The following is a 24775-nucleotide window of genomic DNA, read 5'->3' as shown; positions in this document are numbered from 1 at the left end:
AGGACAAACTAATCCTACAGACAAAAGGGTAGTTAATTTAACTTTCAATTACTTGTTACTCAAGTGGTTGAGCCAAACCAATTAAAAGTCCTTCTATTCCCCTAATGTAGCAGAGGCGATAGGAGTCTTCATATTGAACAACTTCACCGACCAGTTGCGCCCCATGCTTTGAGAGCCTTTCTACCATTTCGTCAATGTCTTCCACAGCAAACATGACACGAAGATATCCCAGTGCATTTACAGGAGCCTTCCGGTGATCTTCTATAATAGGTGGAGAGAGAAACCTGGAAAGTTCAAGCCGGCTGTGGCCATCGGGAGTAACCATCATCGCCACTTCTACGTGCTGAGAACCTAGCCCGGTTACCCGGCCTGCCCATTCCCCTTCAATAGTGTATCGCCCTTCCAGCGTAAGGCCGATCTGCTCAAAGAAAGAGATGGCCCCATCCAGGGATTCTACCACAATGCCCACATTGTCCATTCTTAGTAATTTGTTTGTTGCCATTGTTTTATTTGTTTATCAATGATGAGATACAAGCTCTTGATCGGATAATTAACTTTTTGTTTGGCAATAAGCTATTCACCATTTTTATTCAGGGATGAGTTAATTGATCTTCCTCTTATATTTCAATACAACCATGCCACCACCATAAGAGGTAGCGCTAACTAAATCAAGATTTCTAAGGGAGGTAATACTTTTAAAAATAGGTTTGCCTTTGCCAAGAATGGTTGGGTTTACAAGCAGGTTATATTCATCAATTAAGTCTTCCTTGATCAGAGAGGAAACAAACCTGGTGCCTCCATATACGATTATATCCTTGCCTTCTCTCTTTTTTAGTTTCAGGATCTCTTCTTTGAGGTCTCCTTTAACAACTCAACATCTTTCCAAGGAGATTTTTTCAACTTCCTTGAAAACATAAATCTCTTCATGTTTATGATGGCATTGGCAAATTCCTGTTGAGGATTTTCTTTACTGCCTGCTATCTGTTGCCAATGCCTATAAAAATCACCTGATGCCATGTTTTTTCCCAACAGCACCGTGTCTGAGGATGTCTGTAGCTCTGTGTGAAAATCCTGCAGGGGTTTGTCCCAATTCCATTCCGGTTGCCAATGCCAGAGCATCCAGTCTGTTTTTCCTTCTGCACCTGCAGCAAAGCCATCTATGGAAAGTTGAACTTCTAATTTGAGTTTGCGCATACAATAGTTGTTACTGATTTTGCTTCCCTTATAGCCATTGGGCTAACGCTCAGAAAAAGAGCATTTGCTTTTCTCGCTCTTTTAACGTTATAGGTGAATGACTACTGAAGGTGTTTGGAGTAGAGAAATAATATTGGAAATATTTATAGATAAATGCCTCTAGATGTAAAAACAACTACAAGGGGTTGGATGAACAGATAGAAGGCTGTTTACAGGCTACTCTGGTTTGAGATCGATGGCGGCCTTTTGGCTTTCATCCATATACATGGGTACTGATTGATGCTGATGGGTAATCTTCCACTCCCCATTTAGTTTACGTAAGCCTAGCGTTTCTCTAAACCACATCTCTGTGGTGGTGCCATCGGTGCGTTTTCCGCTCAAATGTTCCAGGCTGTGACAAAAAGCTACCTCGCCGCTGATGGTTATTTCCAGCTCTTGATACTCTACTCCGATGGGACCCTCAAAAGTGGAAAACCATTGTCCAATGCCACTGCCTCCGGGAGCATTCTGCCCGGTTTTAAACCGTAAAGGCGGAGGTAAGAGAAACATCACTGATTGATCGGCAAAAGGGGCAATGGCTGAGGACACATCTTTATTTCGAAGCGCACTTGCCAACTTTTCTTTTAATAGCTCTATATTTTGCTTCTCGTTCATAAGGGAAGGGTTAGGTTAAGATATATATAGATATGAATTGAATACTCAAGATAGATTCTATCGTACTGTGCAAAAGTAGTGGATGGAAAGCAGTATGAAGGGGGGAGATTGCGGCATATAGAGGGGCAAATGCGTCAAAAAGGGGTAGGCACACTGGTATCAAATGCTAGTTTTCAACTATGAAGCACCAAGGACTTTTCAATAGGACATTTATGAAGGTTTTGTGTATGCTAGTTGATTTACAGATGACTAGCTTTTCGCACACTATGAACTGATAGTTAATAGTTAAATTAACTTCCCCTTTTCGGTAACTAAATAATCATAGAATGGACTTGAGTCGTATAAGTTTTTCTTCTTGGCTTCTGTCCGAAAATAGGGGACCTGACAATATTGGCACTTAACAGAGCTTCTTTGCTAACAGCATCTTTAACAAGTGCCCTAAGCGTATTTTGTCCAACTAAAGGCTGAATTACAATAAGAATTAAACAAATAAGATAAGCCTGATTTAGTGAATGTCAATTTACTCATTCGGGTAAGGAAAAAGCACTAGTTAAAGCTATATACATTTAGGGTTGAAATACCCGCACAGCATTAAAATGTCTTAGAAATAAGAAAGCAATGAATAACCAAAATAAAATAATGGCGATTGCAAACCACCAGGCTTTTCCTTTTTTTGTACTTATATGTTGTTTGGCTTGTTCTCTGCTGTCATGCAGCACTTGTTGGGGCAATAATTTAAGAGACAAAGCTATGAGTGCAGGCACGATAATTAAATCATCTATATATCCTAATACAGGTATAAAATCAGGAATTAAATCAATAGGGCTTAAAAGATACCCTAACGTAACTACAATTAAAGTTTTAGCATACCAAGGGGTTCTGGCATCTTTGTAAGCAATAGCAAGGGCGTAACTCTCTACTTTCATTGCTCTTGCTTTCTGCTTTAATTTTTCTGCCCACTTCATAGAATCTTTACTGAGCTAAAAAGTATAAGTGGCCTCAAAAAAAATGTCTTGAAACCTGTGATTATTACGTTTGTTACCTTACTAAGGTATGGGTAGAATGCTTTTTATTTAAGAATCTGTTTAAAGTATTTAACATAGTTCAAAGAATATTTATAAAAAGAGTTTCCGTTAAAAGATTCTATATACTAGTTTTCGTTTTGAGCAGTTCGAGCCAACAGCTTTCACCTAGAAGCATTGTGTCCAATGAGCCCGTGGCATTTTACAGTCATGGAGCAAAAAGTAAATGAAAATAGTTCACTTTTTAATAATCTAAGTAATTATACGCGCCACCCAAACCAATGAAGGTATGATGTTAAGAATCCCTTTCCTGAAGAAAACTTTACTTATTATTGCCGGTATGGCTGCATCACATTTTCTTTCCGCTCAATCAGGCGAGAAAATTTATACTAACTATTGTAGCGGATGTCATGGTTCAAAATTACAAGGAAGTGCAGCAACCTCACTTGTAAAGACTAGCTGGAAACATGGTGGTGATCGAAAGTCAATCATTAAAAGCATAAGTAACGGAATTCCTGGCACAAAGATGGCCAAATGGCAAGGTATACTTTCTGCTAAAGATATCGAAGCCGTAACTGATTTTATTCTAGCCGCCCAAAAGAAGCCCGTGCAGAAGTCGACAGCATCCCTGCCGCTAGTAGTTCCAACCAATGACTATCAACTCAAGATTGAGAAACTTATCACTTCGGGTTTGGACACCCCCTGGGGAATAGAGTTTGTGGATGAGAAGAGAGCTTTAATTTCTCAACGATCCGGGGAACTGAGTTGGATGATAAATGGAAAGTTAGATCCGAAACCCATAACTGGAACGCCGGTAACCTATGCTCAAGGGGTTACAGGAGGTTACATGGATGTTGCCCTTGATCCGGATTATTCTAAGAATGGTTGGGTGTATCTTGCATACAGTGAGAATTCGATCAACTCTCAGGATGAGAATACCCCTGGCATGACAAAGATAATTCGTGGAAAGATAGTCGATTATAAGTGGAGGGATGAGCAGGTATTGTTCCAGGTAGCTGATTCTCTTAAGCTCTCAAAGGGTGTTCGCTGGGGTTGCCGGTTCCTGCTTACTAAACAGGGGCACTTGTATTTTTCAATTGGTGATATGGGACGTGGAACTGATTCCCAAATTTTGTCGCGGCCATCAGGAAAAGTGTACCGCATCCATGCAGATGGATCAATACCTAAGGATAATCCGCTTTATGGAAAAGAGAATGTTATTCAAGCAATTTATAGCTGGGGTAATCGAAATGTGCAAGGCATTACACAACATCCTCTCACGGGAGTTATTTATGCCAGTGAGCACGGTCCCAGGGGCGGTGATGAATTGAACATTATTAAGAATGGGGCAAATTATGGGTGGCCTGTAATAACATTTGGTATAGACTATAATGGTAGCATTATTTCGAATGACACGGCAAAGGTAGGCATGGAGCAGCCTATAGCCAAGTGGACTCCATCTATTGCAGTAAGCGCTATTGAGTTTGTGACTTCTGAAAAATTTTCCAAGTGGAAGAATAATCTTATTGTCACAGCACTCGCCTTTCAGGAGATTCGCAGACTTATTATTGATGGAGATCGAGTGGTAGAACAAGAGCTAATTCTAAAAGGCTATGGACGTGTTCGCGATGTTAAATTCGGACCTGATGGTGCGATGTATCTGTTAATGAACGGCCCGGACGAAGTTTTGCGAGTGAGCCCTCAGCAATAGTGGTTTAAGTTTATCTTACATTATAGACATTCGAGGGGAAGTTTGCCGGTTAATTTTCGCCTATATGATAAAGCATCCTCCAAAACCAAAAATGACTATTTTCAAGAAATGCTTAAAGAACTATTAAGCTGGGGATTACAGCCCAAGACAGTAACTGGCGATAGCTGGTATGCCTCCACAACTAACTTCAAATTCTTAAGAAACCAAGAATTAAGTTTTCTGTTTGGTATTGAAAAATTGTATCATTTCTACGCAGCCAGGTGACTTTCAACAGATTTGCATAGATACTATCCCTGAGTAAGGGCTTTATACCTACTTAAAAGAATTTGATTTTGTCAAGGTGTTTTAGACAGTTGATAAAGAAAACAATGTGAGATACTATGTCTATTTTCATCCTGACCAAGATATTAACCTCTTCCCATATAGGGCATTTGATTGGCCATAATAGTTAGAAATGGAATATTGGTATCTAGTGGCAAACTGGCCATATAAGCTACTGCCCGGCCTACATCCTCTACATGGATAGTAGGTTCAATTTTCTGAGAGCCATCCGCCTGGAGTATGCCTGCTTCAATTTTCTTAGTCATTGCACTGCTCGCATTTCCGATATCTATTTGCCCACAAGCAATATTGAAGGCACGGCCATCCAGGGAAATGGATTTAGTTAGCCCGGTTATGGCGTGTTTACTTGCTGTATACGGTGCTGAATGGGGGCGAGGTACATGGGCAGAAATGGAGCCATTATTGATGATGCGTCCACCCATTGGGTCTTGCCCTTTCATAATTCTGAATGCTTCCTGGGTACACAAAAAAGCTCCTGTTAGATTTGTATCAACCACCTGCTGCCATTGCTCCATGGTCAGTTCTTCGAGTGGTTTTGCCGGTGCATTTATACCCGCATTATTGAAAAGTAGATCCAGGCGAGCATAGGCTTTTATCGTTTGGGTAAACAGATTTTTTACACTTTCAGGTTTGGTAACGTCGGCCGGAACAATTAGCGTTCGTTTACCATCGCAGAACTTAGCTGTTTCAATAAGTTGCTCTTCCCGCCTGCCTGCCAGAACCAGCGACCACCCGTCCTTACCAAGGGCTATAGCCACTGCTCTGCCTATACCAGAACCCGCACCGGTTATTATGGCAATTTTGGTGATTTGGCTCATTATTTTCATTTTATATGTACGTAATCCCTTCCTCTTCTATATATGCTTGTATGATTTCTTTCACAGAAGCATCGCTTACAAAGCCTAGTGTAGTGGCTCTTTTTGTAGTAAAGTGTGCAGGCCAGGTAAGTACAATGCTTTGCAAAAAAGCATCCGGCTCATAGGATATCAATTTAGTTACCTCAGAAGACGTAATTTGCGCCAGCATATCTATCATTTCCTTAACAGTAACAGTCAATCCAGGCAGATTAATCACTCTGTCGGCGCCCAGCAATGCTGCATCAAGATTGGCAGCGTGAATAAAGTTTTGCATGATACGCTTTGGCGATTGAATCCAAAACGCTGTTTCTACAGGTACCGGATAAGATGCCTTTTTCCCATGAAGAGGTTCACGGATAATACTGCTTATAAAAGAGGAGGTGGCTGCATTTGGTTTTCCCGGACGAACAGCAATCGTAGGCAACCGTAGACTTCTGGCATCTACAATTCCTCTTCGGCTATAATCATTCATTAGCAGTTCTACCATTGCTTTTTGCGTACCATAAGAACTTCGTGGCTTAGGGCCGGTTTCATCAGTTATAACCTTTGAAACATCCCCACCAAATACGGCACAAGAACTGGCAAATACAATCCGGGGATGAATAGCAAGTTTTCTACACAATTCTAAAAGTTGTAAGGAAGCATGAAAATTAATTTTCATGCCCAAATCAAGATTTTTTTCTGCTTCCCCACTTACAATCGCTGCCAGGTGGAAAATCACCTCGGGTGGCCGTTGCAGAATATCTTTCATAGCGGCTTCATCACTCAAATCTGCTTGTATACATTCAAGTCGGGCGTCTTGAAGCATGTCGGGAGGAAATCCAATATCAACCAGTGTAATATCAATAGGTTCACTGCTGGTAAAGACTTCGTTTTCTAGCAATTCTTTGGCTAGCCTTTTCCCTAAGAAACCACCTCCTCCTAAAATAAGTATGTGCATATGAGTAAGTTATGAATCAATTATTTTTTCTTCCTTCAATATATACAAATAGTTTAAACTACTTTCCATTCACTTACAAAGACGAACATCTTTGAGTAGGCTTATAGTGATAAGAAAGCTTGAAAGTCCTCAGTCATACATAAGGAAGAAGCAGTAAATTACAAACCTAAATTAAATAAATAATATCTTTAATACTCTAATGCGGGTTATCAATATTAACTTACGCTCAAGGGGTTATAGTAAGTGAAGATAAATATCTTTTTGGCAAAAGAAAAGAGTTAAAATCGTAGTGTACAGGTATTTGGGATATTTTTCGTGGCTTTGCTCTTAGGGATGAAAAATCCAAGCAAACATTAAAAAGTGAATAGATGAAGAGCTAGGAATTACTCCAAAAAGTATGTGCTGCTTACGACTACTGATCCGACCGATAAGAAGGCAAATAGCGAGATTAAATGCTATGTCTATATTAATATGGATTAGGCCGGTAAACTTTCTATTCAAAACGAGGAGCATTCAGAACGCAAATACTATGGGTTAGAAACGCATAGGTTGAAAACAGTGGCTGAATATTTTAATGTAGGCATAAGCCTGTTAAATTACTCAAGCATATAAATTGCATCACTATTAGTGGCATCCTTATAATGCTCCAGATACGCTTATGTGATTTCATCAGTTATATTTCCACTGCTCTATGCCCCTCCCCAAAAATAACTGCCTAATACCTTCTTCCCAACCCGCCAAACTCTTCTAATACTATTCTTGCACTGCGGCCATTTAAACGTTTCTGCGTATGGATACTTCTCCTTTTAATACCTGGAACCGCCGGTATTTTGTACTCCATACAATATGCCCATACAGCTAATCAACGTTATGGCTTGGTTTTCGTAAATTTTGCATCCTACACATCTAAAACAGATTTGCAGAAGCTAAAGTCTTCCCTAAAGCACATAGCTTGAATTAATGTCTGTCACAGTAAAATCAAGGATTGGTTACTTCCTCAGATCGCCTTACTTTTATTACCAAAGGCCACAGTTTATGGTTATCTTGATTTTATGAGAAAAATGGATAGAACAAAAGATTAAACAAGTGATTTTGAATTAAAGTCATCAGAATTTTCACAAGAGATTAAAAAGATATAGTTTACATTCGCATAATAAAGCAACTATACATGAATCAATTGTCTTTTTCAATAAAACGCGTTATGCTACTATACTGGGTAATAAACCTGTTTCTATTACTCTGTGTACCTCAAGTTTTTAGCTTTGCCTCTCATCAGCCTATGCAAGATGGCATTCTGGGAAGGTGGGATATTGTTATTAAGACCCCTGCCAAAGAGCTTCCTGCCTGGTTGGAGGTGGAGCATTCCGGCGTTCAGACACTAACAGGCAGATTTGTGGGCTCATCGGGTAGTGCGAGGCCTATTTCCAAGATTGAATTTAATAATGGACAATTCCGCTTTTCTATTCCTCCCCAATGGGAAAAAGGAAAAAGTGATCTGGTGGTGGAGGGAACTTTGCAGGGCAATCAATTGAGTGGAACCATGACTACTCCTGACGGAGAACGTTTTCCCTGGACAGCTAGCCGCGCTCCCTCCTTACAGCGGCAAAAACCCCCTGTATGGGATAAACCTATTACTCTTTTTAATGGGAAGAATCTCAATGGCTGGCATGCGCAAGGGGAGAATCAATGGCAAGCTGTGGAGGGGATTTTACGCAGCCCTAAGTCGGGAAGTAACCTGGTGAGCGATCAGGTGTTTTCTGACTTTAAGCTTCATATCGAATGCCGCTATCCCAAAGGCAGCAATAGTGGGGTTTACCTGCGGGGACGCTATGAGGTGCAAATTGCTGACAGCATCCCTGTTGAACCGTCCAGCCATTTGTTTGGCGGAGTATATGGATTTTTGACACCCAGTGAAATGGTCAATAAGCAACCTGGGGAATGGCAGTCTTTCGATATTACTTTAGTAGGAAGGATGGTAACTATAGAAGCCAACGGAAAGATGATTATATGCAATCAGCAGATTCCAGGTATTACCGGGGGAGCTATTGATAGCAAAGAGGGAACTCCCGGACCCCTTCTTTTGCAAGGAGATCATGGCCCTATTGAGTACCGAAATATCGTACTTACACCGGCCAAACCATAATTTTCTTAGCATACCTGGAATCAAGCTGACAAATTAAACTGCATAATGTTGGTATCTCTTTTAATGTGTGGGCAATAAACAGTATGAATTTAATTAATCTGTTAAATTTCTTATTTATTAGAAGCGTACCAGATAAGGTGCTTTTTACCATTCTGTATTTAAGCGAAATATATATTAAAAATACCATGCATGAAGAAGATAGCCACCGTTCTTGGTTATAGCATATTTTTGTTTCTTACCTTATTTTTCAATACTACAGTTGCTCAGCCTGCATCACAGCTTGGTACCAAAACATCGAACACGGTTTTTGAACCGATCAATGGAGACAGAGTAGTCTTTGTAGGTAATTCCCTGTTTGAAAACGATCTTACATATGGCTATCTGGAGTTAGCTCTCACGACCAGATGGCCTAACCGGAATTTTACTTTCCGGAATATTGGATGGACAGGAGATACCGTTTGGGGAGAAGCACGTAGTTATATTTCTCCTCCCACAACGTATGATCTCCTCATCGAACAACTAACGAAAGCCCAGCCTACGGTTGTTTTTATTGCCTATGGAGCCATGGAAGCGCTGGAAGGAGAGCAAGGCCTTTCCCGGTTTAAGGAAGGATTGAATAAATTGATTGACAAAATAGACCAGCTGGGTGCAAAAACCATTCTTTTGTCTGCTATTCCCCTGATGGAGGTTGAATCTGGTGAAGACATAGGAAAGCGTAATTCGATGCTGGAGCTGTATACTGCTGCTATAGCTAAAATAGCTGAGGAGCGTGGCAAGCAGTATTTAAATATATATACACCTGTTCTGGAGAAGAATAAAATCATCAAATTATCAGACAATGGCTTTCATTTAAATGAAACCGGCTACTATTATCTGGCTTCTGTTGTTGAGAAAGAATTAGGTTTATCCACACGAACTGAAACGGCCAGCATAGATATCGCTAAACAAGAGGCAACGGCTACTATTAAGGTTTTGAATTGGGGGAAGAACAATGGTAATTTAACATTTACTATCAGTGAATCCCTGCTGCCATTACCCTTACCCAGGCAAGAAGAAGGAGCAGAAAAAACTCGTATCATAAAAATCAATGGCCTTAAAAAGGGAATATACACCCTGTCAACTGAAAACTTCCAGGTGGTAACTGCATCTGCCAAACAATGGAATGAAGGAGTAGAGATCAAGCAAGGCGGCTCCTACAGCCAGGCAAGTCAGCTCCGGGAGATGATCATTAAAAAGAACGAGTTGTATTTCCACCAATACCGGCCGCAAAACAAAACCTATATTCTTGGTTTCCGGTCCCACGAACAAGGCAGGCACACAAAGGGACTGGAAGATTTGAGTATAATTATCACCTGGCTTGAAGGACAAATTGCAATAAACCGGGCGCCAAAGGAAATCACCTATCAACTTACCCCAGTAAAATAGCCTACAAGAGATGAAAGAAAACAAAACTTCTGTCTGGTCCATGTTTAGTGCTTCTATAGATGAAAAAAAAGCGCGGGATACGAAAGGGATTTCCTCTTCTAAGCTTGTGGTGAAAGTTTTTACTGCTCTTATTAGTATTCCCTTGATCATCTTTACTACTGCCATGATCACCCAGGATAACAGAATGGACGATCCTGATCCTGAGACAGAACTGGCATCGTTTCAAGTGTCAGAAGGGTTTGAGGTTACGCTGTTTGCTGCTGAGCCTATGGTGGTAAAACCGATTCAAATGAACTGGGATGCAGAGGGCAGATTGTGGGTGGTCAGTAGTACAGCCTATCCCCATCTGAAGACCGGTGAAGAGGCCAATGATAAGATCTATGTATTGGAGGATACCGATGGAGATGGAAAGGCAGATAAATCAACCATTTTTGCAGAGGGCTTGCTCACACCTACTGGTATCCTGCCCGGAGATGGAGGGGTATATGTAGCGAATTCTACCGAGATTTTACATCTTTCAGATACGGATGGAGATGGAAAAGCAGACAAGAAGCGGGTGGTATTAAAAGGATTTGGAACGGCTGATACCCATCATCTTATTCATACGTTCCGCTGGGGGCCGGAAGGAAAACTTTATTTTAATCAGTCCATTTATATCTACAGCCATATAGAAACACCTATGGGTGTAAAACGTCTGGAAGGCGGAGGTGTCTGGCAATTGCAGCCTAAAACACTTGATTTAAATATTTATGCCAAAGGTTTGATCAATCCATGGGGCTTGCAGTTTGACCGGTGGGGGCAATCCTTTCTGACTGATGGGGCAGGAAATGAAGGCATTAATTATGCTTTTCCGGGGGCAACCTTTGTTACTTCGCCAGGTGCTGAGCGGCTTATCCGTGGATTAAATCCGGGCCAACCCAAACATAGTGGTCTTGATGTAGTTTCAGGGAGGCATATGCCAGAGTCATGGCTGGGAAGTGTAATTACCAACGATTTCCGGGCGAACAGAATAAACCGGTTTACGCTACAGGAACAAAGCAGTGGATACGCTTCCAAGCAGGTAGAAGATGTCTTGTGGACCGATCATGTGGCTTTCCGGCCGGTGGATATTTTAATGGGCCCAGATGGAGCCATATATGTAGCAGACTGGTACAATCCCATTATTCAACATGGAGAAGTAGATTTTCATGATCCACGCCGCGACCAGCAGCATGGCCGTATCTGGCGAATTACTGCTAAAAACCGTCCATTGGTCAAAAAAACACAGCTAAGTAAAGCCTCAGTACAGGCACTATTAGAAACCTTGAAACTGCCGGAAGACTGGGCCCGTGCGCAAGCCAGGCAAGTACTAAAGGAACGAGGTGCCAAAGAAGTGATTCCGGCCTTACAAAAATGGACAAGTAGACTGGATAAAAAAGACCCTGATTACGAACATCATTTACTGGAAGCTCTCTGGGTGCAACAGTCACTGGATGCAGTGAATGAACCCTTGCTGCTGAGCCTGCTCAATGCCCGTAATCCGCATGCCCGTGCGGCCGGAGTAAGAGTGCTTCAACAATGGCATCACAAAATTGCTAATATAGCTACTCTGCTTGCCAATGCTGTGAAAGACGATCATCCGCAGGTACGGCTGGAAGCGGTAATTGCTTTGCGTAATCTAAAAACGGCAGAAGCGGCACGTATGGCTTTAACCGCACTGGATTACCCTATGGATGAATTTCTGGATTATTCTCTGTGGTATACGATGCGGGAACTGGAACCCTGGGTAATGGAACGCTTAAAAACCCAGCCGGAATTTTTAGGCAATGCCAGACAAACTGCTTTTGCGCTGAAGTCAATGAATGATCCGGATGCTGTTACAGCTCTTGTAAAACTGTATCAAAAAAATGAATTGCCACAAGAATATCAAAAGGATGTGCTTAATTCTATTGCAAAATGGGGAAAGCCGGCTGACCTGAACACCTTATTTGATATGGCCGTTACAGGATATGCCGCACAAAATAAAAATGTATCAGCCCAGCTGGCTGCTTTAGCTCAAGCGGCGCAACAAAGAGAGGCAAAGCCTGACAAAGACCTGAATAGAATTGGTAGTTTTATAAAAAGCGGGGATGAAACTCTAGTTATTGGTGCGTTGCGATTAATTGGTTATTGGCACCTGGAAGAAATGCGTGATCAAGTAAGCAGTCTTATTGCTAAAAAAGATAAAAATATCAAACGGGCTGCTTTAGCTGCTCTGGTGAACTTAGATAAAAACAAAGCCGAAAAGTTGTTGATTGATCTGGCCAGTGGAAAAGAATCGATTGAGACAAAGATTTTAGCTACTGCGCAATTAGTACCCTTAAATGTATCAGAATCTGCCCGTTTGGCTGGCGCGTTATTAAGAAATATGCCGGAACAAACAGATGTTTCTGAGCTTTTTAGGGCGTTTCTGGCGCAGAAACAAGGCGTACAATTACTCGCCCAGGAACTGATGGCTAAAAAGATACCTACACCTACGGCTAAAGCTATCCGGCCAAGTTTTGACCGGCAAATTCCCTGGGGCCGGAATAAAAATGAAGATGTACAATTGATGACACAGGCACTGGAAGCCTCTGGCGGAGTTCTTCCTGCCCAACGTATGCCTCAGCAACTCAGTAAACAGGATATCAACAGACAAGCCATAGAAATAAGAGGCAATGCTGATTACGAGCTAGGGGAAGCCGTATTCCGGAAAACTAATTGTGTGAGTTGCCATGCGATTGGCGGCGCAGGCGGTTTGATTGGCCCGGATCTGAGCAGTTTAGGTACCAGTTCACCGGTTGAAACCATTATAAATTCTGTACTTTATCCCTCAAATTCTATCAAAGAAGGGTATGAACTTCAAAAAGTAGTTAAAAAAGATGGCAGTGAACTAATGGGCTACCTGGTAAGTAATGGCACATCGGAGATCATTATGCGGGATGCAGGGGGTAAAAGTGTTACCATTGCCAAAAATCAGATCAATACATTAGAGAAAGTACCAGGCTCACTCATGCCTCCCGGATTAACAGCAGGTTTAGAAAAAGAAGAGTTTAATAATTTAATAGGCTTTTTGTCAAAGCTAGGGGAATCGGGAAACTACCGTGTTCCTACAGCCCAGTTTGTCAGACGATGGGCAACAATACCTGCCAGTAAAGATCTTGCAAAAAAGATTTCTGCTGAGGGCCTGGAGTATCTTTTAAAGGTAAATACAACCGTTCCCTCTATACCGGTGTACAGCAAAGTGGCTGGAGATCTGCCTGTTGAAGAATTGCCCATAATTGAGGTAAATGCAAACAAGAAATACAGTGTGGTTAAATTTGATATTGAAGTGTTGACTAAAGGGAATGTAACTCTTCTAATGAACACTGCTACTGGTATAAGTGGATGGGCAGGACAAACACCTCTTCAATTTACTGGACAGAGAATAATGATAGAATTTACCCAGGGAATCCATCAAATTACCCTGGTTATCGATAGGGCCGTACGTCAAAAAGAACCAATAAGTGTGCAACTACAAGAAAGTGGTAATTCGGGTGCTCAGACAAGGCTGATTATGGGACAATAGAAAATTTATCGAGCTCTAGCCATTCTCTAATAGATTTTTCCCTTGAATACAAGTGAAGACAGAGGGGGATTTACCTTAACCCTTCTCTAGGTAGTGTAATGATAGGTAGCGTTTTTGCTTTCAAGAAAGAACATCCGATGCATAAAACCCTTCTTCTGGTTTTTTATTTTTTGTATTTGTATGCATCATGCCAGGCGCAGGTGAAAGAGATACAGGCATCTCCCTCACTGTTAGAAGCGCCTGCTGACTGGGGAAAAGAATCTTTCTCGCTACCTCCTTCCTTTGCCCCCAGTATTACTTTTGCGGGGCTAGAAGAGGTTCGCTTTGCTCCCGGTTGGTTCGACAGTTCAAGTATTCAATTCTGGACCTACAGTTTTGCCTGGTATATCGAGGGTAAGCAAGCACTCGCCGATAAACGTCTTCAGCAACTCACGGAAGATTATTTTAGTGGCCTCTCCCAGTCGGTTGGTAAAATCAATGGCTTAGCCGCAGAAGCGATCTCCAAAGCAAGCGCCTCTTTTACTGCTACAAACAAGGTGGATGGCTGGCAATTATTTGAAGGCAATGTTACATTTACAGATGTTTTCTTCTCCAGAAAACCAATTCAGTTACATATCAAAGTAAAAGAAAGCTATTGTCCACAGGTAGACAAACACTTGCTTGTGTTTTCATCTTCACCTCAGGTCTTTGATCATCAGGTGTGGAAAATATTTGACAAGGTACGCACTGTGCAAAATTGTAAGGAGTTGGCACAAACCCCTTACCATACCCGCTATCATGAGAAATATGAGTTGATCCTTCCCAAAGGGAAAATACACGGAATTCTGATTCTGTTTCCCGGCTTTGGAGAGAATCCGGCAGGTATTCAATCTGAATTTAAAATTGTGGACCCGGCTATAAAGCAAGGATTTGCCATTGCCCTGATGAAAAACAATCAACAGCTTTGGCTACAGGAAGAGGAAAAAAGTCAACTTTCCAGCCTCTTGCAGCAAGTGGTGAAGGAAAATGATATAAAAAACAACAACGTTTACATAGGAGGATTTTCCAGTGGAGGCAATGTAGCTTTGCTGTTGAGTAACTATTTGATGAAACAAGAAACTGCCGTCAAGCCAAAAGGGGGTTTTATTATTGATTCACCGGTAGATCTGCTCAAACTGTATGAGAACGCGCAAAAGAATGTCGCCCGCAATTTTTCGCAGGTATCTGTAGGAGAAAGTAAAATGTTAGTTGACTTACTGGAAACTAACTTTGGAAAGCCGGAAAATGGCATTGCCAAGTATGAAAAACATAGCGTATATACCACAAGAACAAGCAATATCAACAATGTCTCCCAGTTAAAAAACGTCAAAATTAGATTATATACCGAACCTGATACCTTGTGGTGGAAACAAAACCGAGGCAATGATTATGAAGAAACAAATGCCTATGTTATTAAAAGCCTCTCAGCGCACTTGAGCAAAAAGTTTGGCCATACAGTGGAATATATACCAACCCAGAACCGGGGATACCGCATGAATGGAGCCCGTCATCCTCATTCCTGGTCTATTGTTGAGGTGGATGCACTTTTAAAATGGATGAGAGACTAATATTTTTCATTACTTCCTCTATAATATGAAATATGAGTGAATATTAAAGTGATGGCATATTTATATGTTTACAATTCCATTCATGTTAAAATTCAACCTGGCTTGCAGAAGGAATCTTCTAGCAGAATAAATATGCAAACCGAAAATGCGGGAGAAGCCGTATATAACACTCGTATATATTCAATGTAAATTAGGCTTATTAAGAATGATAAGCCTAGGGTTCCCTTTTCTATATTTCTAATGCATGTAAACGATCCTGCTTCTAAGGCAAGTTTTGCCCACTATACAGATACTCTATTTCAAGGAGGAGGACAGATGGGAGAGTTAATGCGGGCTTTCAATTGGGAGAAGCACCCCTTAGGACATCCGCAACAGTGGCCACATAGTCTGCAAAATCTCATCCGCTTGCTGCTCAATTCCCATTATCCCATGTTTATCTGGTGGTCCAGAGATTTATATATGTTCCATAATGATCCCTATTTGCCGGCATTAGGTAAAAAACATCCACAGGCTTTGGGAGCAAAAGCTTCCCAGATGTGGTCTGAGATCTGGTGGCAGATCGGAGATATTGTGGAAAGAATACTTTCGGGAGGCGCTCCGTTTTATGCCGAAGATTTACTTATTCAGCTGGAGCGGAAAGGCTTTATGGAAGAAACCTACTGGACTTTTTCCTACAATCCGGCTTTTACCGATTGGGCAACAGTCGGAGGTATTTTTTGCGTGTGTCATGAAACTACCCCTAGCGTACTTTCCAAGCGGCGGCTCAATACTTTAAAGAGTCTGGCTGAAGTTGCTCCCTTATCACAAACCCTTGAGCAGGTGAGCCATTTCTCTTGCCAGGCACTCGATCAGAACAGGGAAGACATACCGTTTGGGTTAATTTATTTATTGGAAGAGAATAACAAAAAAGCCCGGCTCACAGGCCAGACGAGCAGTTTACCTGCCGAAGCATTGCCTCCTCTTCTGGATTTAACTATAGCGCAAGAGCAGGTGTCTGAGTCCATTAAAGAGGTCATGCAAAGTAAAAACAAGCAAGTGATTACCTATCATTTACCTTCTGGTAAGAGCCCGCTTTCAGCAAATTCCTTTCAGATAGCTATTCTGCCTCTGGTTAAACCAGGAAGTGATATGGTGATTGGTTTTTTTATGGCTGCGATCAGTGGACAGCTTGAGTATAATACCGATTATGAAAACTTTCAGGAATTAGTAGCCGGACATATTGCTACGGCCCTTACCCATGTATACAATCAGAAAGAAACAGACCGGCAACGTGAGCAACTACACTCTCTGTTTTTACAGGCGCCAGCTCCTATCGTCATTCTAAACGGAGAAGAGCTGGTATTCGAGTTGGTCAATCCGGCCTATCAGCAGATCTTTCCTGGACGAACGCTGCTGGGCAAACCCTTACTGGAAGCACTGCCAGAGGTGAGAGATACACCCATTGCATCCATTCTCCAACAGGTATACCAAACAGGAGAAACCTTTGTAGCCCAGGAAATGCCCCTGATGCTAGCCCGTCATCAAGATGGCCCCCTGGAGGAGATCTACTGGACGTTTATTTATCAGGCCCGCCGCAACAGACAAGGCGAAGTAAATGGGGTACTGGCATTCGCCCATGAAGTGACTAATCAAGTATTGGCTCGCAGGCAATTAGAAGAAAGCGCCCGGCAAGTAGTCCAAAGTAATCAGCAGCTGGCACTGGCCAATGAGCATTTGCAACGGATTAATAATGATCTGGACAACTTTGTTTACACGGCTTCCCATGATCTAAAAGCTCCTATTCTAAATATTGAAGGATTACTCAAAGCGCTGGAACGGCAAATAGGTAAAGAGAGCTTACAGAAAGATGCTGTTGGGCAGATTTACCAGTTACTCAATAGCTCAGTGAACCGTTTTAAGACGACCATCAGGGACTTAACAGAAGTAGCCCGTATTAGTAAGGAAAGTTCTGAGGATGTGATCAGCATTGATTTGAGTCAGGTACTGGAAGAGGTTCTCCAGGACCTTGCGCCGCAACGGCAGGAATCCGGAGCCCATTTAACTATAGAACTTGACTGCCCATCCTTATTTTTTTCCAGAAAAAACCTAAAAAGTATTCTCTATAACCTGCTCTCTAACGCTTTCAAGTACCACTCTCCAGAGCGGGAACTACAGGTACACATCAAATGCCGCATACAGGGCGACTATTACGAACTTACGGTTGGCGATAATGGGATGGGTATGGATATGCGCCAGGAAGAAAAGATTTTTGCTTTATTTAAACGTCTGCATGCCCATGTGGAAGGTACTGGTATCGGATTATACATTGTCAAGAAAATTATAGAGAATGCCGGAGGCAGAATTGTGGTAGAAAGCCAGGTAGGCGTAGGTTCTACGTTTAAAGTCTATCTGAAACAATAAAAGGCACCAGCCGGAAGCTTGCCTCATTTCTTTACTGGTTTGTACTTCTTAAAATCAATCTTAGTCGATGGCCTGGTATCTGCTTTGAGCAGTTTACGCATTTGCTCGAGTGCATAGGTATTTTCTTTTTTGTTTTCTGAGGCCACACAATCACTGGGAATGATAAGGGAAAAGTCGCGCATAAAAGCATCATTTGCTGTAAACAGCACACAAATATTTCCGGTGATGCCGGCCATAATCAAGGTTTTTGCTTTCAAATAATCCAATAGCACATCTAAGGTAGTAGAGTAGAAAGCAGAATGTTTGGGTTTAAGTACAAAATAATCCTCCTCATCCGGTTTTAACTTTTCTATAATCGCTTTACTCTTTACCCCTTCCTGCAGGCAGTGATCAAGGAGTTTGCGGAAATCAGATTGCCATTTGCCAAAGTTATCGTTAACATATATTACAGGAATACCGGCCTTTTTAGCCTTCTGCTTTAAGTTGACAATGGCATCAACCTGGGGCAATAAATGATTGTATATTTTATCGCCATCCACAAATTCAAAGTCATTGATCAGATCGATCAGTAAGAGTACGGCCGGTGATGAGTCGGGTACATTGCCATGTAGATCATGGTTTTTAACTGGAGTTGCCAAAATAGATTGTTTCTGTTAGTTAAAAAAATGTAAAAAAACTGCCTGGTAAACACTACACTGCGTTATAAGCCGGAAATTTTATTTAAATAGATAGTTTCATTAATCATATTTTATAAAGCTTTATCTCTTAAAGAACTATAGGTTTATCCTCAAACTTATAAGTATCCTCAAAACCAAAAAATAGTTTCTTTTCGCTTAGTATACCATCTTTAGGTTTACTCCCGGGCATATACGAAACCTTAGAAATCTTTTTCATAATTATAATCTTATACATTCTTTTATATAAATTTATAATTCTACATAAGATCCACCTTTGTTCTTCTATGAAAAATAATGCCCGTATTGCCCAGGTAGGAAAGCCTCGAATAGTCATCATTGGCGGAGGTTTCGCAGGAATACAACTTGCTAAAGCCTTACGCAAAGCAGATGTCCAGGTTGTACTTATAGATAAAAATAACCATCATACTTTTCAACCTTTATTGTACCAGGTAGCAACAGCTGGTCTGGAAGCAGATTCTATCATCCATCCTTTCCGAAAAGGTTTTGAAAGTCAGAAGAATTTTTATTTTAGAATGGGGAACGTTGAATGTATAGATACGGAAAAAAAGGTGGTAGAAACTTCTATCGGAAGTGTGAGTTATGACTACCTGGTGATTGCCACAGGTGCTGTTACCAATTATTATGGCAATGAACAAATTAAGAAAAATGCTGTGCCTATCAAATGCATAGAAGATGCCTTGGCGCTACGCAATACCATATTAGGTAATTTTGAACAGGCTTTATTAACCGAAGAAGAAGATGAGTTGAATAGCCTGATGGATTATGTAGTGGTTGGCGGAGGTCCTACAGGGGTTGAGGTAGCAGGTGCACTTGCCGAATTAAAGAAACATGTATTCCCCAAAGATTACAGGGAACTCGACTTTGTCAAAATGGATATTCATCTGATAGAGGGTACACCTCGCCTACTGAATGGGATGTCTGAAGAGGCTTCACAAAAAGCATTAGAATTTTTAAAAGAGCTGGGTGTTCAAGTCTGGACCAACTGTTTTGTTAAATCGTATGATGGATATACGGTTGAGTTAGATAACGGCAAAAAACTTATTACCAGATCGTTGATCTGGGCGGCCGGCGTAATAGGCTCACCGATCGAGGGTATTCGCCCGGAAAGCATAATAAAAGGCAGAAGGCTGAAAGTAGATAGCTGCAACCGGGTAGAAGGCTATGAAAATATTTTTGCTATAGGTGATGTGGCAGCAATGATTACAGAAAATACACCCAGAGGACACCCCATGATGGCGCCTCCGGCTATGCAACAAGGGACATTACTTGGAGAAAATATTCAAAATTTACTTACAGGCAAGCCATTAAAGCCTTTTATATACAAGGACAAGGGGAGTATGGCAACCATCGGACGGAATAAAGCAGTAGTAGATCTGAAAGCATTTAAAACCCAGGGGTTCTTTGCCTGGTTTATCTGGATGTTTGTTCATCTTATTTCCATTGTTGGCTATCGCAACCGGTTAGTAGTATTTACCAACTGGCTATGGAGCTACTTTAGTTATGATAAGGGTTTGCGCTTGATTGTAGGAAAGAAAGAGAATAAGGTTACAGATAGCGTTTTGTAATGAATATTAAGTATGTTTTTAAAATTCCTTAGTCTATGTCAGCCGCTAAGAAGGTGTTTGGAAATAAGTTAAGGTATTTTTGATAAAATGATATTGATAAAAGCTAATTCTATAAAACAGACAGCAGAAGCAGGAGTTCTTTCATAATCTTTAGCTAATCTTCGATAATGATTCAGCCAGGCATGGAGCCGATGCACACTCGTAGCAGGTCCAGATCTTTCCACTTGCCACCTTCCCTTTTGAGGAATAAATCCTTGCTTGGAAGGAGGCTTTTGTGAGATGTCTACTTTCCACCCATAATAATAAGCATAAGAGACAAACTCACCTTTATAAGCTGCATCGGCACAGATCAAACTTAGCCGTCTACAGCTTTTGAGTTGTGGTAATAATTCAAAGCCTGCTACGGCATCAGACTCATTAGCAGCTCCTACATAAACAGCCCAGGGAAGTCCTAAGTTATCAACCGCCAAATGCCGTTTCCTACCATCTATTTTCTTATTACCATCTACACCTACCTGCTCAGAAAAGCAACCACACTGTTTAACACTTTGGCTATCAATAGCCACTCTGGAAGGCTCTGCTTGTCGTCCCTGTCTTTCTCGTTCCTTTTTCACTAACATCGCCCGCACTTGTTGCCAGACCCCATTATCTTGCCACTTATAAAAATAATAAGCTACCGTTTGCCATACAGGATAATGGGTCTGAGACAAATTCCGCCACTGACTTCCGGTTCTGGTCAGCCACAGGCAGGCATCCACTACACGCTTTAAACAAACTTTTCTCTTTCGTCCATCATCTACTATGTTTTTAATAACTTGCCATTGACTATCAGTCAGATTTTCATGTAATTCATACATGGAGTAACTTTTTGTTTCGCAAACTCAAGTTACCGGCTGATAGTCTTTTTCCAAAATCCTAAAAAACCTCTCTTCTATTTCCAAACACCTTCTTATCTCCATACAGATTATCAGAGGTTTTGATTTAATTATTTGCTCTTACAATCAGGGTACTTGCAACCTGTTGAAATCATACCTTCTGGTTCGAATGCCAGCATGTTAAAAGGGAGTGTTATTCGAAAATCAGACACTTTTTTCCGGCTTGGGAATAGTGTTGGTCGTTTGTCTGATGTATAATGGAACGACTTTAAACCTGAGGGTGTATGCAGTATTAATTAAAAGATCGCCTGAATTCCAACGGTGAAACATTTGTTTTCGACTTAAATAATTTACTCAGAGATTGCGGGTGTTCAAAACCTAACTCATAAGCTATTTCGCTTACCGACAATGTTGTTGTAGATAATTTTTCTTTTGCTTTTTCGATAAGGTAATTGTGGATATGCTGCTGGGTACTTTGCCCGGTAAGATTTTTTAGCAGACCACTTAAATAATTAGGCGATACCTTCAAAGATTCGGCAATATATTGTACGGATGGCAAGCCGTTGTTTAATTGCGTATCTGCATTAAAATATTTGCTTAATATAGTTTCAAATCGGGCAAGAGTTGTATGATTGGAGATTTTGCGGGTAATAAATTGGCGCTGATAAAACCGGTCAGCATATAACAGCATCGTTTCTATTTGCGCAATAATGATGCTTTGGCTAAACTTATCGACGTTGTTATGGTATTCCTGCTCTATATTTTCAATTATGCCCTTCATTGTGGATTCTTCCTTTTCGGAAAGGTGAAGGGCTTCATGAACCGCATAACCGAAATATTCGTACTGGTTAATGCTGCTTGCAAGCGGAGTATTCCATAGAAAGTCCGGGTGCAGCAACAATATCCAGCCGGAACGTTTCCAGGTAGCTGCATTATCAAAAGACACACTAAATACCTGCCCGGGTGCGATAAAAAACATTACGCCCTCATCAAAATCATATTCCTGCTGACCATAATGCAGTTTGGCGTTCAAATTTCGCTTAACTGCAATGGAGTAAAAATCGTAAACCCAGCTTACGTCAATAGCGTCAGGCGGAAGCTGGACATCGGCATAATTTACTACACTTATCAATGGATGCTGTGGAGCCTTTAACCCACGACTGCGGTGAAATTCTGTTATATTTTTTAGGTGATAAATTTTTTTGCCGGCCATCATACAAAGGAACGATTCTGTTTATAACATTGCTAATGTAAATAATCTGCGTTTTAACTATCCGTTGTAAATTGAGGCAAATTCCTTTGCATAATCTACCAGTTTTACATTTCCCATTTTTTCAGATTTGTTGCGGAAATAATCTTCTGATAATAATCCGGTCTGTAGGGCGGCATACATCTCTACTAATCCGGCGGCAATTGCTGGGTTCATTCCAATAGCCAACAGGCCATTTAATGATTCTTCATTGCTGATGAGTTTCCACTGCAAATCGGGCTTGCCAATAGCAGCACCTAAAATTTTAGCGGTATCATTTCCCTTCAACTCCTCACTGGCTACATAACGAACGTGGGTGCCTGTGGGTGTTGTCAGTTCTTCTGCTACGACAGCAGCAATATCTATGGGTGATACCCATGGAATAATGTTTTCTGTACCGTAATTTGCACATACGGCTCCCGCTGTTTTTATCCCGTGAATATAACCCAGCAGATTATAATAAAATGATGTCGGACGAATGAATGTTACGGCAACATCGGTTGACTGGTTAAGTATGTGCTCTACTACATAAGTGCTGGCCAATATGCCATTTCCCTTTTGTAAATGTGCACCAATGCTACTTAAATGCACCTGGCGCTTTACGGCAGATTGATTTATTGCCTGTGCATAGTTTTTACCCAGCCTTTCATAATATGCAGCCAGGTCCAGATAATGATCAAAATAATTATTTGGTGGTATCATACTGTATACTGCCTCATGTCCGGTAAAGGTGGTAGTAATGAAATCTACATCTTCTAGTGAACCGATGGCTGCTGTAGCACCTAGTGTTTCAATTTCCTTTTTCTTTTCAGCATTACTGCTTATAACGGTTACAACGTGCCCTTTTTTTACTAATTCAATTGTCAGTGGTTTGCTGATATTCCCTAAAGAACCTGTTACTACTATTTTCATTTGTTTAAATATTTGTTGATGCAAAATTGCAACCTGACTAGTAAACTAATGTATCCAAAACCACTTTTGTTGTAGCCGAATATAAGGTTACAATTTGCCGGAGAAAGAATTTAAGCAGCCATTACATCACAACTTTAAATCTTTTAATACATGATCGAATTATATACCATAAGCCCATAGAAAAATAGAAAGCCTTCAAAATTAGCTATTTTGAAGGCTTTTGTGGGTTGAGTGCCAGCATGTATCTGGGCGAATAAAATGCAACTGCATCCAAGTTTTATTTACTGGTGCCTATATCTTTCATTAATGAAATAGAAAATATCAGGAATAATAAAATGGCAGGTCAACTGTACCATTGTCCTGTAATCTTTCTTCTTTGGTTTTCGCCCCGGCGAATCATGGCACTTATCACTTTCTTTAAGCGTTCCGGCATATGCTGTTGAAGTATACCCGGCCATAACAGGCTTCATGTTGCAGATAGCGGTTACATTCTCATTTTCAAACCTATTTTGCTTTTTAGGCCTCCCTCTTCGATTTACGATTGCTTAGATCTACAGCCATCTGGATATTGCACCGTTCATAAGGTGTTGCATGACCAACTATTTTTTGAAATCCAAGTTTAAGATAAAGGTTAATAGCCGGCTTCAATATGGTGTTGCTTTCCAGATACACTTTTTTACCCCCCAGTTCGGCTGCTTTGTCCAAAGCCGCTTGTCCCAGCAGCCATCCGATACTTTTTCCCTGAACTACCGGAGAAACTGCCATTTTCGCAAGTTCGAAATCGTGTTCTCCATCATCCATTCTTATTAGCGCACAAACACCGACAGGTTTATTGTGATATAAAGCCACAAGGATCTGACCTCCGTTCTTTAAAATGTATCCTTCCGGATCATCTAAAGATTTGTAGTCGGCTTCTTCCATTTTAAAGTAAGCAGAAATCCATTGTTCATTTAAAGATTTAAATGCGGCCGCATATTGCGGATGCCATGCTGCTATTTGCACATTGTTGCTTTCCCTTAACTTCTTTTGCTCGATAACCCTGCGCAGAAGGGGTTTCTGTTCCAGCAAAAATTCCCATTCAGCTATAGCTTTCCAAAGATTATAGGTTGTCTGTTCGTCAATTGATTCAATGGCTTGTTCTACATCCTGATATTGTTCCTGAATCTTTTGTTCATAATCCTTTCCCTTTTCAGAAAGCCCTATCACGTTGCGCCTGGCATCCGCCGGATCTTTTCGCTCCTGTACAAGGCCTTTACTTATCATCTCCCGGATGATTGTACTGACTGATGGATGCGAATGCCCGATTTCTTGCGCAATACCAGTTATCGTTTTTTCCATGCCCTGTGATAAGGCATAAAATACCGGAAACCATTTTGGCTGCAACTCAATCCCATACAATCTGTAAATTTCGGCAGCATCTTCTGTAATTTGATCTGTTAACATTCTTAAACGGCTTCCGATTGCCTTTTTCCCGGCTGACTCAAAGAAATTCATAATAAAGTTAATTACGTAATTAATTACGTAAATTTAATAAGAGTTTCCTGCTTTTCAAATCCTATTGAAAGCTATTGTTCACAGCTGTGATAGTATAAACAGTCAGGATTAATATTAAGCCTATTTGTCATAACTTCAGCTTG

General features: G+C 41.1%; 22 protein-coding genes. 8 read left to right on the top strand and 14 right to left on the bottom strand.

What is annotated here, in order from left to right; genetic code table 11:
• Window positions 1–55 precede the first annotated feature (55 nt).
• The 5 genes from GXP67_RS12015 to GXP67_RS11995 all read right to left on the bottom strand — a co-directional run bounded on the left by GXP67_RS12015 (window position 56) and on the right by GXP67_RS11995 (window position 2813).
• Window positions 56–502 carry a VOC family protein gene (locus GXP67_RS12015; protein WP_162443342.1) on the bottom strand — a complete coding sequence of 149 codons (447 nt, stop codon included), beginning with the start codon at window positions 500–502 and terminating at the stop codon, window positions 56–58.
• Window positions 503–601: 99 nt separating this feature from the next.
• Window positions 602–808 (bottom strand): dihydrofolate reductase family protein, encoded by a 207-nt coding sequence (locus GXP67_RS38275; protein ID WP_394351976.1) that lies wholly within the window; start codon window positions 806–808, stop codon window positions 602–604.
• A gap of 29 nt (window positions 809–837) precedes the next feature.
• Complete coding sequence (locus GXP67_RS12005; protein WP_162443341.1) at window positions 838–1194, bottom strand: dihydrofolate reductase family protein; 357 nt, start codon at window positions 1192–1194, stop codon at window positions 838–840.
• Window positions 1195–1410: 216 nt separating this feature from the next.
• Window positions 1411–1848, bottom strand: a complete 438-nt coding sequence (locus tag GXP67_RS12000; protein ID WP_162443340.1) for a YybH family protein — start codon at window positions 1846–1848, stop codon at window positions 1411–1413.
• A gap of 566 nt (window positions 1849–2414) precedes the next feature.
• Window positions 2415–2813: a YkvA family protein gene (locus GXP67_RS11995; protein ID WP_162443339.1), complete on the bottom strand. Its 399-nt coding sequence runs from the start codon at window positions 2811–2813 to the stop codon at window positions 2415–2417.
• A 346-nt stretch (window positions 2814–3159) separates the two neighbouring features.
• Here GXP67_RS11995 and GXP67_RS11990 point away from each other — a divergent pair, with 346 nt between their 5' ends.
• Together GXP67_RS11990 and GXP67_RS38270 are read left to right on the top strand one after the other, a co-directional pair.
• Complete coding sequence (locus tag GXP67_RS11990; protein ID WP_162443338.1) at window positions 3160–4581, top strand: PQQ-dependent sugar dehydrogenase; 1422 nt, start codon at window positions 3160–3162, stop codon at window positions 4579–4581.
• 42 nt (window positions 4582–4623) lie between these two features.
• Window positions 4624–4845 (top strand): transposase, encoded by a 222-nt coding sequence (locus tag GXP67_RS38270; RefSeq protein WP_162443337.1) that lies wholly within the window; start codon window positions 4624–4626, stop codon window positions 4843–4845.
• Window positions 4846–4988: 143 nt separating this feature from the next.
• Here the strand turns inward: GXP67_RS38270 and GXP67_RS11980 are convergent, their stop codons facing one another.
• Window positions 4989–5741 (bottom strand): SDR family oxidoreductase, encoded by a 753-nt coding sequence (locus tag GXP67_RS11980; protein ID WP_162443336.1) that lies wholly within the window; start codon window positions 5739–5741, stop codon window positions 4989–4991.
• A gap of 10 nt (window positions 5742–5751) precedes the next feature.
• Entirely contained in the window at window positions 5752–6720 is a 969-nt protein-coding gene (gene denD / locus GXP67_RS11975) for a D-erythronate dehydrogenase (protein WP_162443335.1), read from the bottom strand.
• 1201 nt (window positions 6721–7921) lie between these two features.
• On the opposite strand from denD, the gene GXP67_RS11970 reads away from it, so the two are divergent.
• The 5 genes from GXP67_RS11970 to GXP67_RS11950 all read left to right on the top strand — a co-directional run bounded on the left by GXP67_RS11970 (window position 7922) and on the right by GXP67_RS11950 (window position 17839).
• Window positions 7922–8863, top strand: a complete 942-nt coding sequence (locus GXP67_RS11970; RefSeq protein WP_162443334.1) for a 3-keto-disaccharide hydrolase — start codon at window positions 7922–7924, stop codon at window positions 8861–8863.
• Between the two features lie 189 nt (window positions 8864–9052).
• The gene (locus GXP67_RS11965; protein ID WP_162443333.1) at window positions 9053–10288 is read left to right on the top strand and encodes an SGNH/GDSL hydrolase family protein; all 1236 of its coding nucleotides are present in this window, start codon (window positions 9053–9055) and stop codon (window positions 10286–10288) included.
• Between the two features lie 10 nt (window positions 10289–10298).
• Window positions 10299–13853 (top strand): PVC-type heme-binding CxxCH protein, encoded by a 3555-nt coding sequence (locus tag GXP67_RS11960; protein WP_317170128.1) that lies wholly within the window; start codon window positions 10299–10301, stop codon window positions 13851–13853.
• Window positions 13854–13990: 137 nt separating this feature from the next.
• Window positions 13991–15439, top strand: a complete 1449-nt coding sequence (locus GXP67_RS11955) for an alpha/beta hydrolase family protein (protein ID WP_162443332.1) — start codon at window positions 13991–13993, stop codon at window positions 15437–15439.
• A gap of 240 nt (window positions 15440–15679) precedes the next feature.
• Window positions 15680–17839 carry a sensor histidine kinase gene (locus GXP67_RS11950; protein ID WP_162443331.1) on the top strand — a complete coding sequence of 720 codons (2160 nt, stop codon included), beginning with the start codon at window positions 15680–15682 and terminating at the stop codon, window positions 17837–17839.
• 23 nt (window positions 17840–17862) lie between these two features.
• Here GXP67_RS11950 and GXP67_RS11945 read toward each other — a convergent pair whose 3' ends face one another.
• Entirely contained in the window at window positions 17863–18477 is a 615-nt protein-coding gene (locus GXP67_RS11945; RefSeq protein WP_162443330.1) for a cysteine hydrolase family protein, read from the bottom strand.
• 127 nt (window positions 18478–18604) lie between these two features.
• Complete coding sequence (locus GXP67_RS37800; RefSeq protein ID WP_262890491.1) at window positions 18605–18733, bottom strand: hypothetical protein; 129 nt, start codon at window positions 18731–18733, stop codon at window positions 18605–18607.
• 67 nt (window positions 18734–18800) lie between these two features.
• On the opposite strand from GXP67_RS37800, the gene GXP67_RS11940 reads away from it, so the two are divergent.
• Window positions 18801–20102: an NAD(P)/FAD-dependent oxidoreductase gene (locus GXP67_RS11940; RefSeq protein ID WP_162443329.1), complete on the top strand. Its 1302-nt coding sequence runs from the start codon at window positions 18801–18803 to the stop codon at window positions 20100–20102.
• Between the two features lie 68 nt (window positions 20103–20170).
• On the opposite strand, the gene GXP67_RS11935 is transcribed toward GXP67_RS11940, so the two are convergent.
• From GXP67_RS11935 to GXP67_RS11915, 5 genes are all read right to left on the bottom strand, one after another.
• Window positions 20171–20959 (bottom strand): IS5 family transposase, encoded by a 789-nt coding sequence (locus GXP67_RS11935; RefSeq protein WP_162443328.1) that lies wholly within the window; start codon window positions 20957–20959, stop codon window positions 20171–20173.
• Between the two features lie 310 nt (window positions 20960–21269).
• Window positions 21270–22190 (bottom strand): helix-turn-helix domain-containing protein, encoded by a 921-nt coding sequence (locus tag GXP67_RS11930; protein WP_162447892.1) that lies wholly within the window; start codon window positions 22188–22190, stop codon window positions 21270–21272.
• 57 nt (window positions 22191–22247) lie between these two features.
• The gene (locus GXP67_RS11925; RefSeq protein WP_162443327.1) at window positions 22248–23138 is read right to left on the bottom strand and encodes an NmrA family NAD(P)-binding protein; all 891 of its coding nucleotides are present in this window, start codon (window positions 23136–23138) and stop codon (window positions 22248–22250) included.
• A 281-nt stretch (window positions 23139–23419) separates the two neighbouring features.
• Window positions 23420–23608 carry a hypothetical protein gene (locus tag GXP67_RS11920; RefSeq protein ID WP_162443326.1) on the bottom strand — a complete coding sequence of 63 codons (189 nt, stop codon included), beginning with the start codon at window positions 23606–23608 and terminating at the stop codon, window positions 23420–23422.
• 46 nt (window positions 23609–23654) lie between these two features.
• The gene (locus GXP67_RS11915) at window positions 23655–24632 is read right to left on the bottom strand and encodes a bifunctional helix-turn-helix transcriptional regulator/GNAT family N-acetyltransferase (RefSeq protein ID WP_162443325.1); all 978 of its coding nucleotides are present in this window, start codon (window positions 24630–24632) and stop codon (window positions 23655–23657) included.
• Window positions 24633–24775 lie beyond the last annotated feature (143 nt).

The organism is Rhodocytophaga rosea, assembly GCF_010119975.1.
Taxonomy (GTDB): Bacteria; Bacteroidota; Bacteroidia; order Cytophagales; family 172606-1; genus Rhodocytophaga; species Rhodocytophaga rosea.
This window is presented reverse-complemented; position numbering and strand designations above follow the sequence as displayed.

Bases quoted from the DNA above. Each gene is read 5' to 3' on its own strand.
- GXP67_RS11930 (WP_162447892.1), bottom strand. From the start codon at position 22,190: ATGGCCGGCAAAAAAATTTATCACCTAAAAAATATAACAGAATTTCAC.
- GXP67_RS11950 (WP_162443331.1), top strand. From the start codon at position 15,680: ATGCATGTAAACGATCCTGCTTCTAAGGCAAGTTTTGCCCACTATACA.
- GXP67_RS12015 (WP_162443342.1), bottom strand. From the start codon at position 502: ATGGCAACAAACAAATTACTAAGAATGGACAATGTGGGCATTGTGGTA.
- GXP67_RS37800 (WP_262890491.1), bottom strand. From the start codon at position 18,733: ATGAAAAAGATTTCTAAGGTTTCGTATATGCCCGGGAGTAAACCTAAA.
- GXP67_RS11965 (WP_162443333.1), top strand. From the start codon at position 9,053: ATGAAGAAGATAGCCACCGTTCTTGGTTATAGCATATTTTTGTTTCTT.
- GXP67_RS12005 (WP_162443341.1), bottom strand. From the start codon at position 1,194: ATGCGCAAACTCAAATTAGAAGTTCAACTTTCCATAGATGGCTTTGCT.
- GXP67_RS11920 (WP_162443326.1), bottom strand. From the start codon at position 23,608: ATGAAGCCTGTTATGGCCGGGTATACTTCAACAGCATATGCCGGAACG.
- GXP67_RS11915 (WP_162443325.1), bottom strand. From the start codon at position 24,632: ATGAATTTCTTTGAGTCAGCCGGGAAAAAGGCAATCGGAAGCCGTTTA.
- GXP67_RS11990 (WP_162443338.1), top strand. From the start codon at position 3,160: ATGATGTTAAGAATCCCTTTCCTGAAGAAAACTTTACTTATTATTGCC.
- denD (WP_162443335.1), bottom strand. From the start codon at position 6,720: ATGCACATACTTATTTTAGGAGGAGGTGGTTTCTTAGGGAAAAGGCTA.
- GXP67_RS11940 (WP_162443329.1), top strand. From the start codon at position 18,801: ATGAAAAATAATGCCCGTATTGCCCAGGTAGGAAAGCCTCGAATAGTC.
- GXP67_RS11980 (WP_162443336.1), bottom strand. From the start codon at position 5,741: ATGAGCCAAATCACCAAAATTGCCATAATAACCGGTGCGGGTTCTGGT.
- GXP67_RS11955 (WP_162443332.1), top strand. From the start codon at position 13,991: ATGCATAAAACCCTTCTTCTGGTTTTTTATTTTTTGTATTTGTATGCA.
- GXP67_RS11960 (WP_317170128.1), top strand. From the start codon at position 10,299: ATGAAAGAAAACAAAACTTCTGTCTGGTCCATGTTTAGTGCTTCTATA.
- GXP67_RS11925 (WP_162443327.1), bottom strand. From the start codon at position 23,138: ATGAAAATAGTAGTAACAGGTTCTTTAGGGAATATCAGCAAACCACTG.
- GXP67_RS11995 (WP_162443339.1), bottom strand. From the start codon at position 2,813: ATGAAGTGGGCAGAAAAATTAAAGCAGAAAGCAAGAGCAATGAAAGTA.
- GXP67_RS11970 (WP_162443334.1), top strand. From the start codon at position 7,922: ATGCTACTATACTGGGTAATAAACCTGTTTCTATTACTCTGTGTACCT.
- GXP67_RS12000 (WP_162443340.1), bottom strand. From the start codon at position 1,848: ATGAACGAGAAGCAAAATATAGAGCTATTAAAAGAAAAGTTGGCAAGT.
- GXP67_RS11935 (WP_162443328.1), bottom strand. From the start codon at position 20,959: ATGTATGAATTACATGAAAATCTGACTGATAGTCAATGGCAAGTTATT.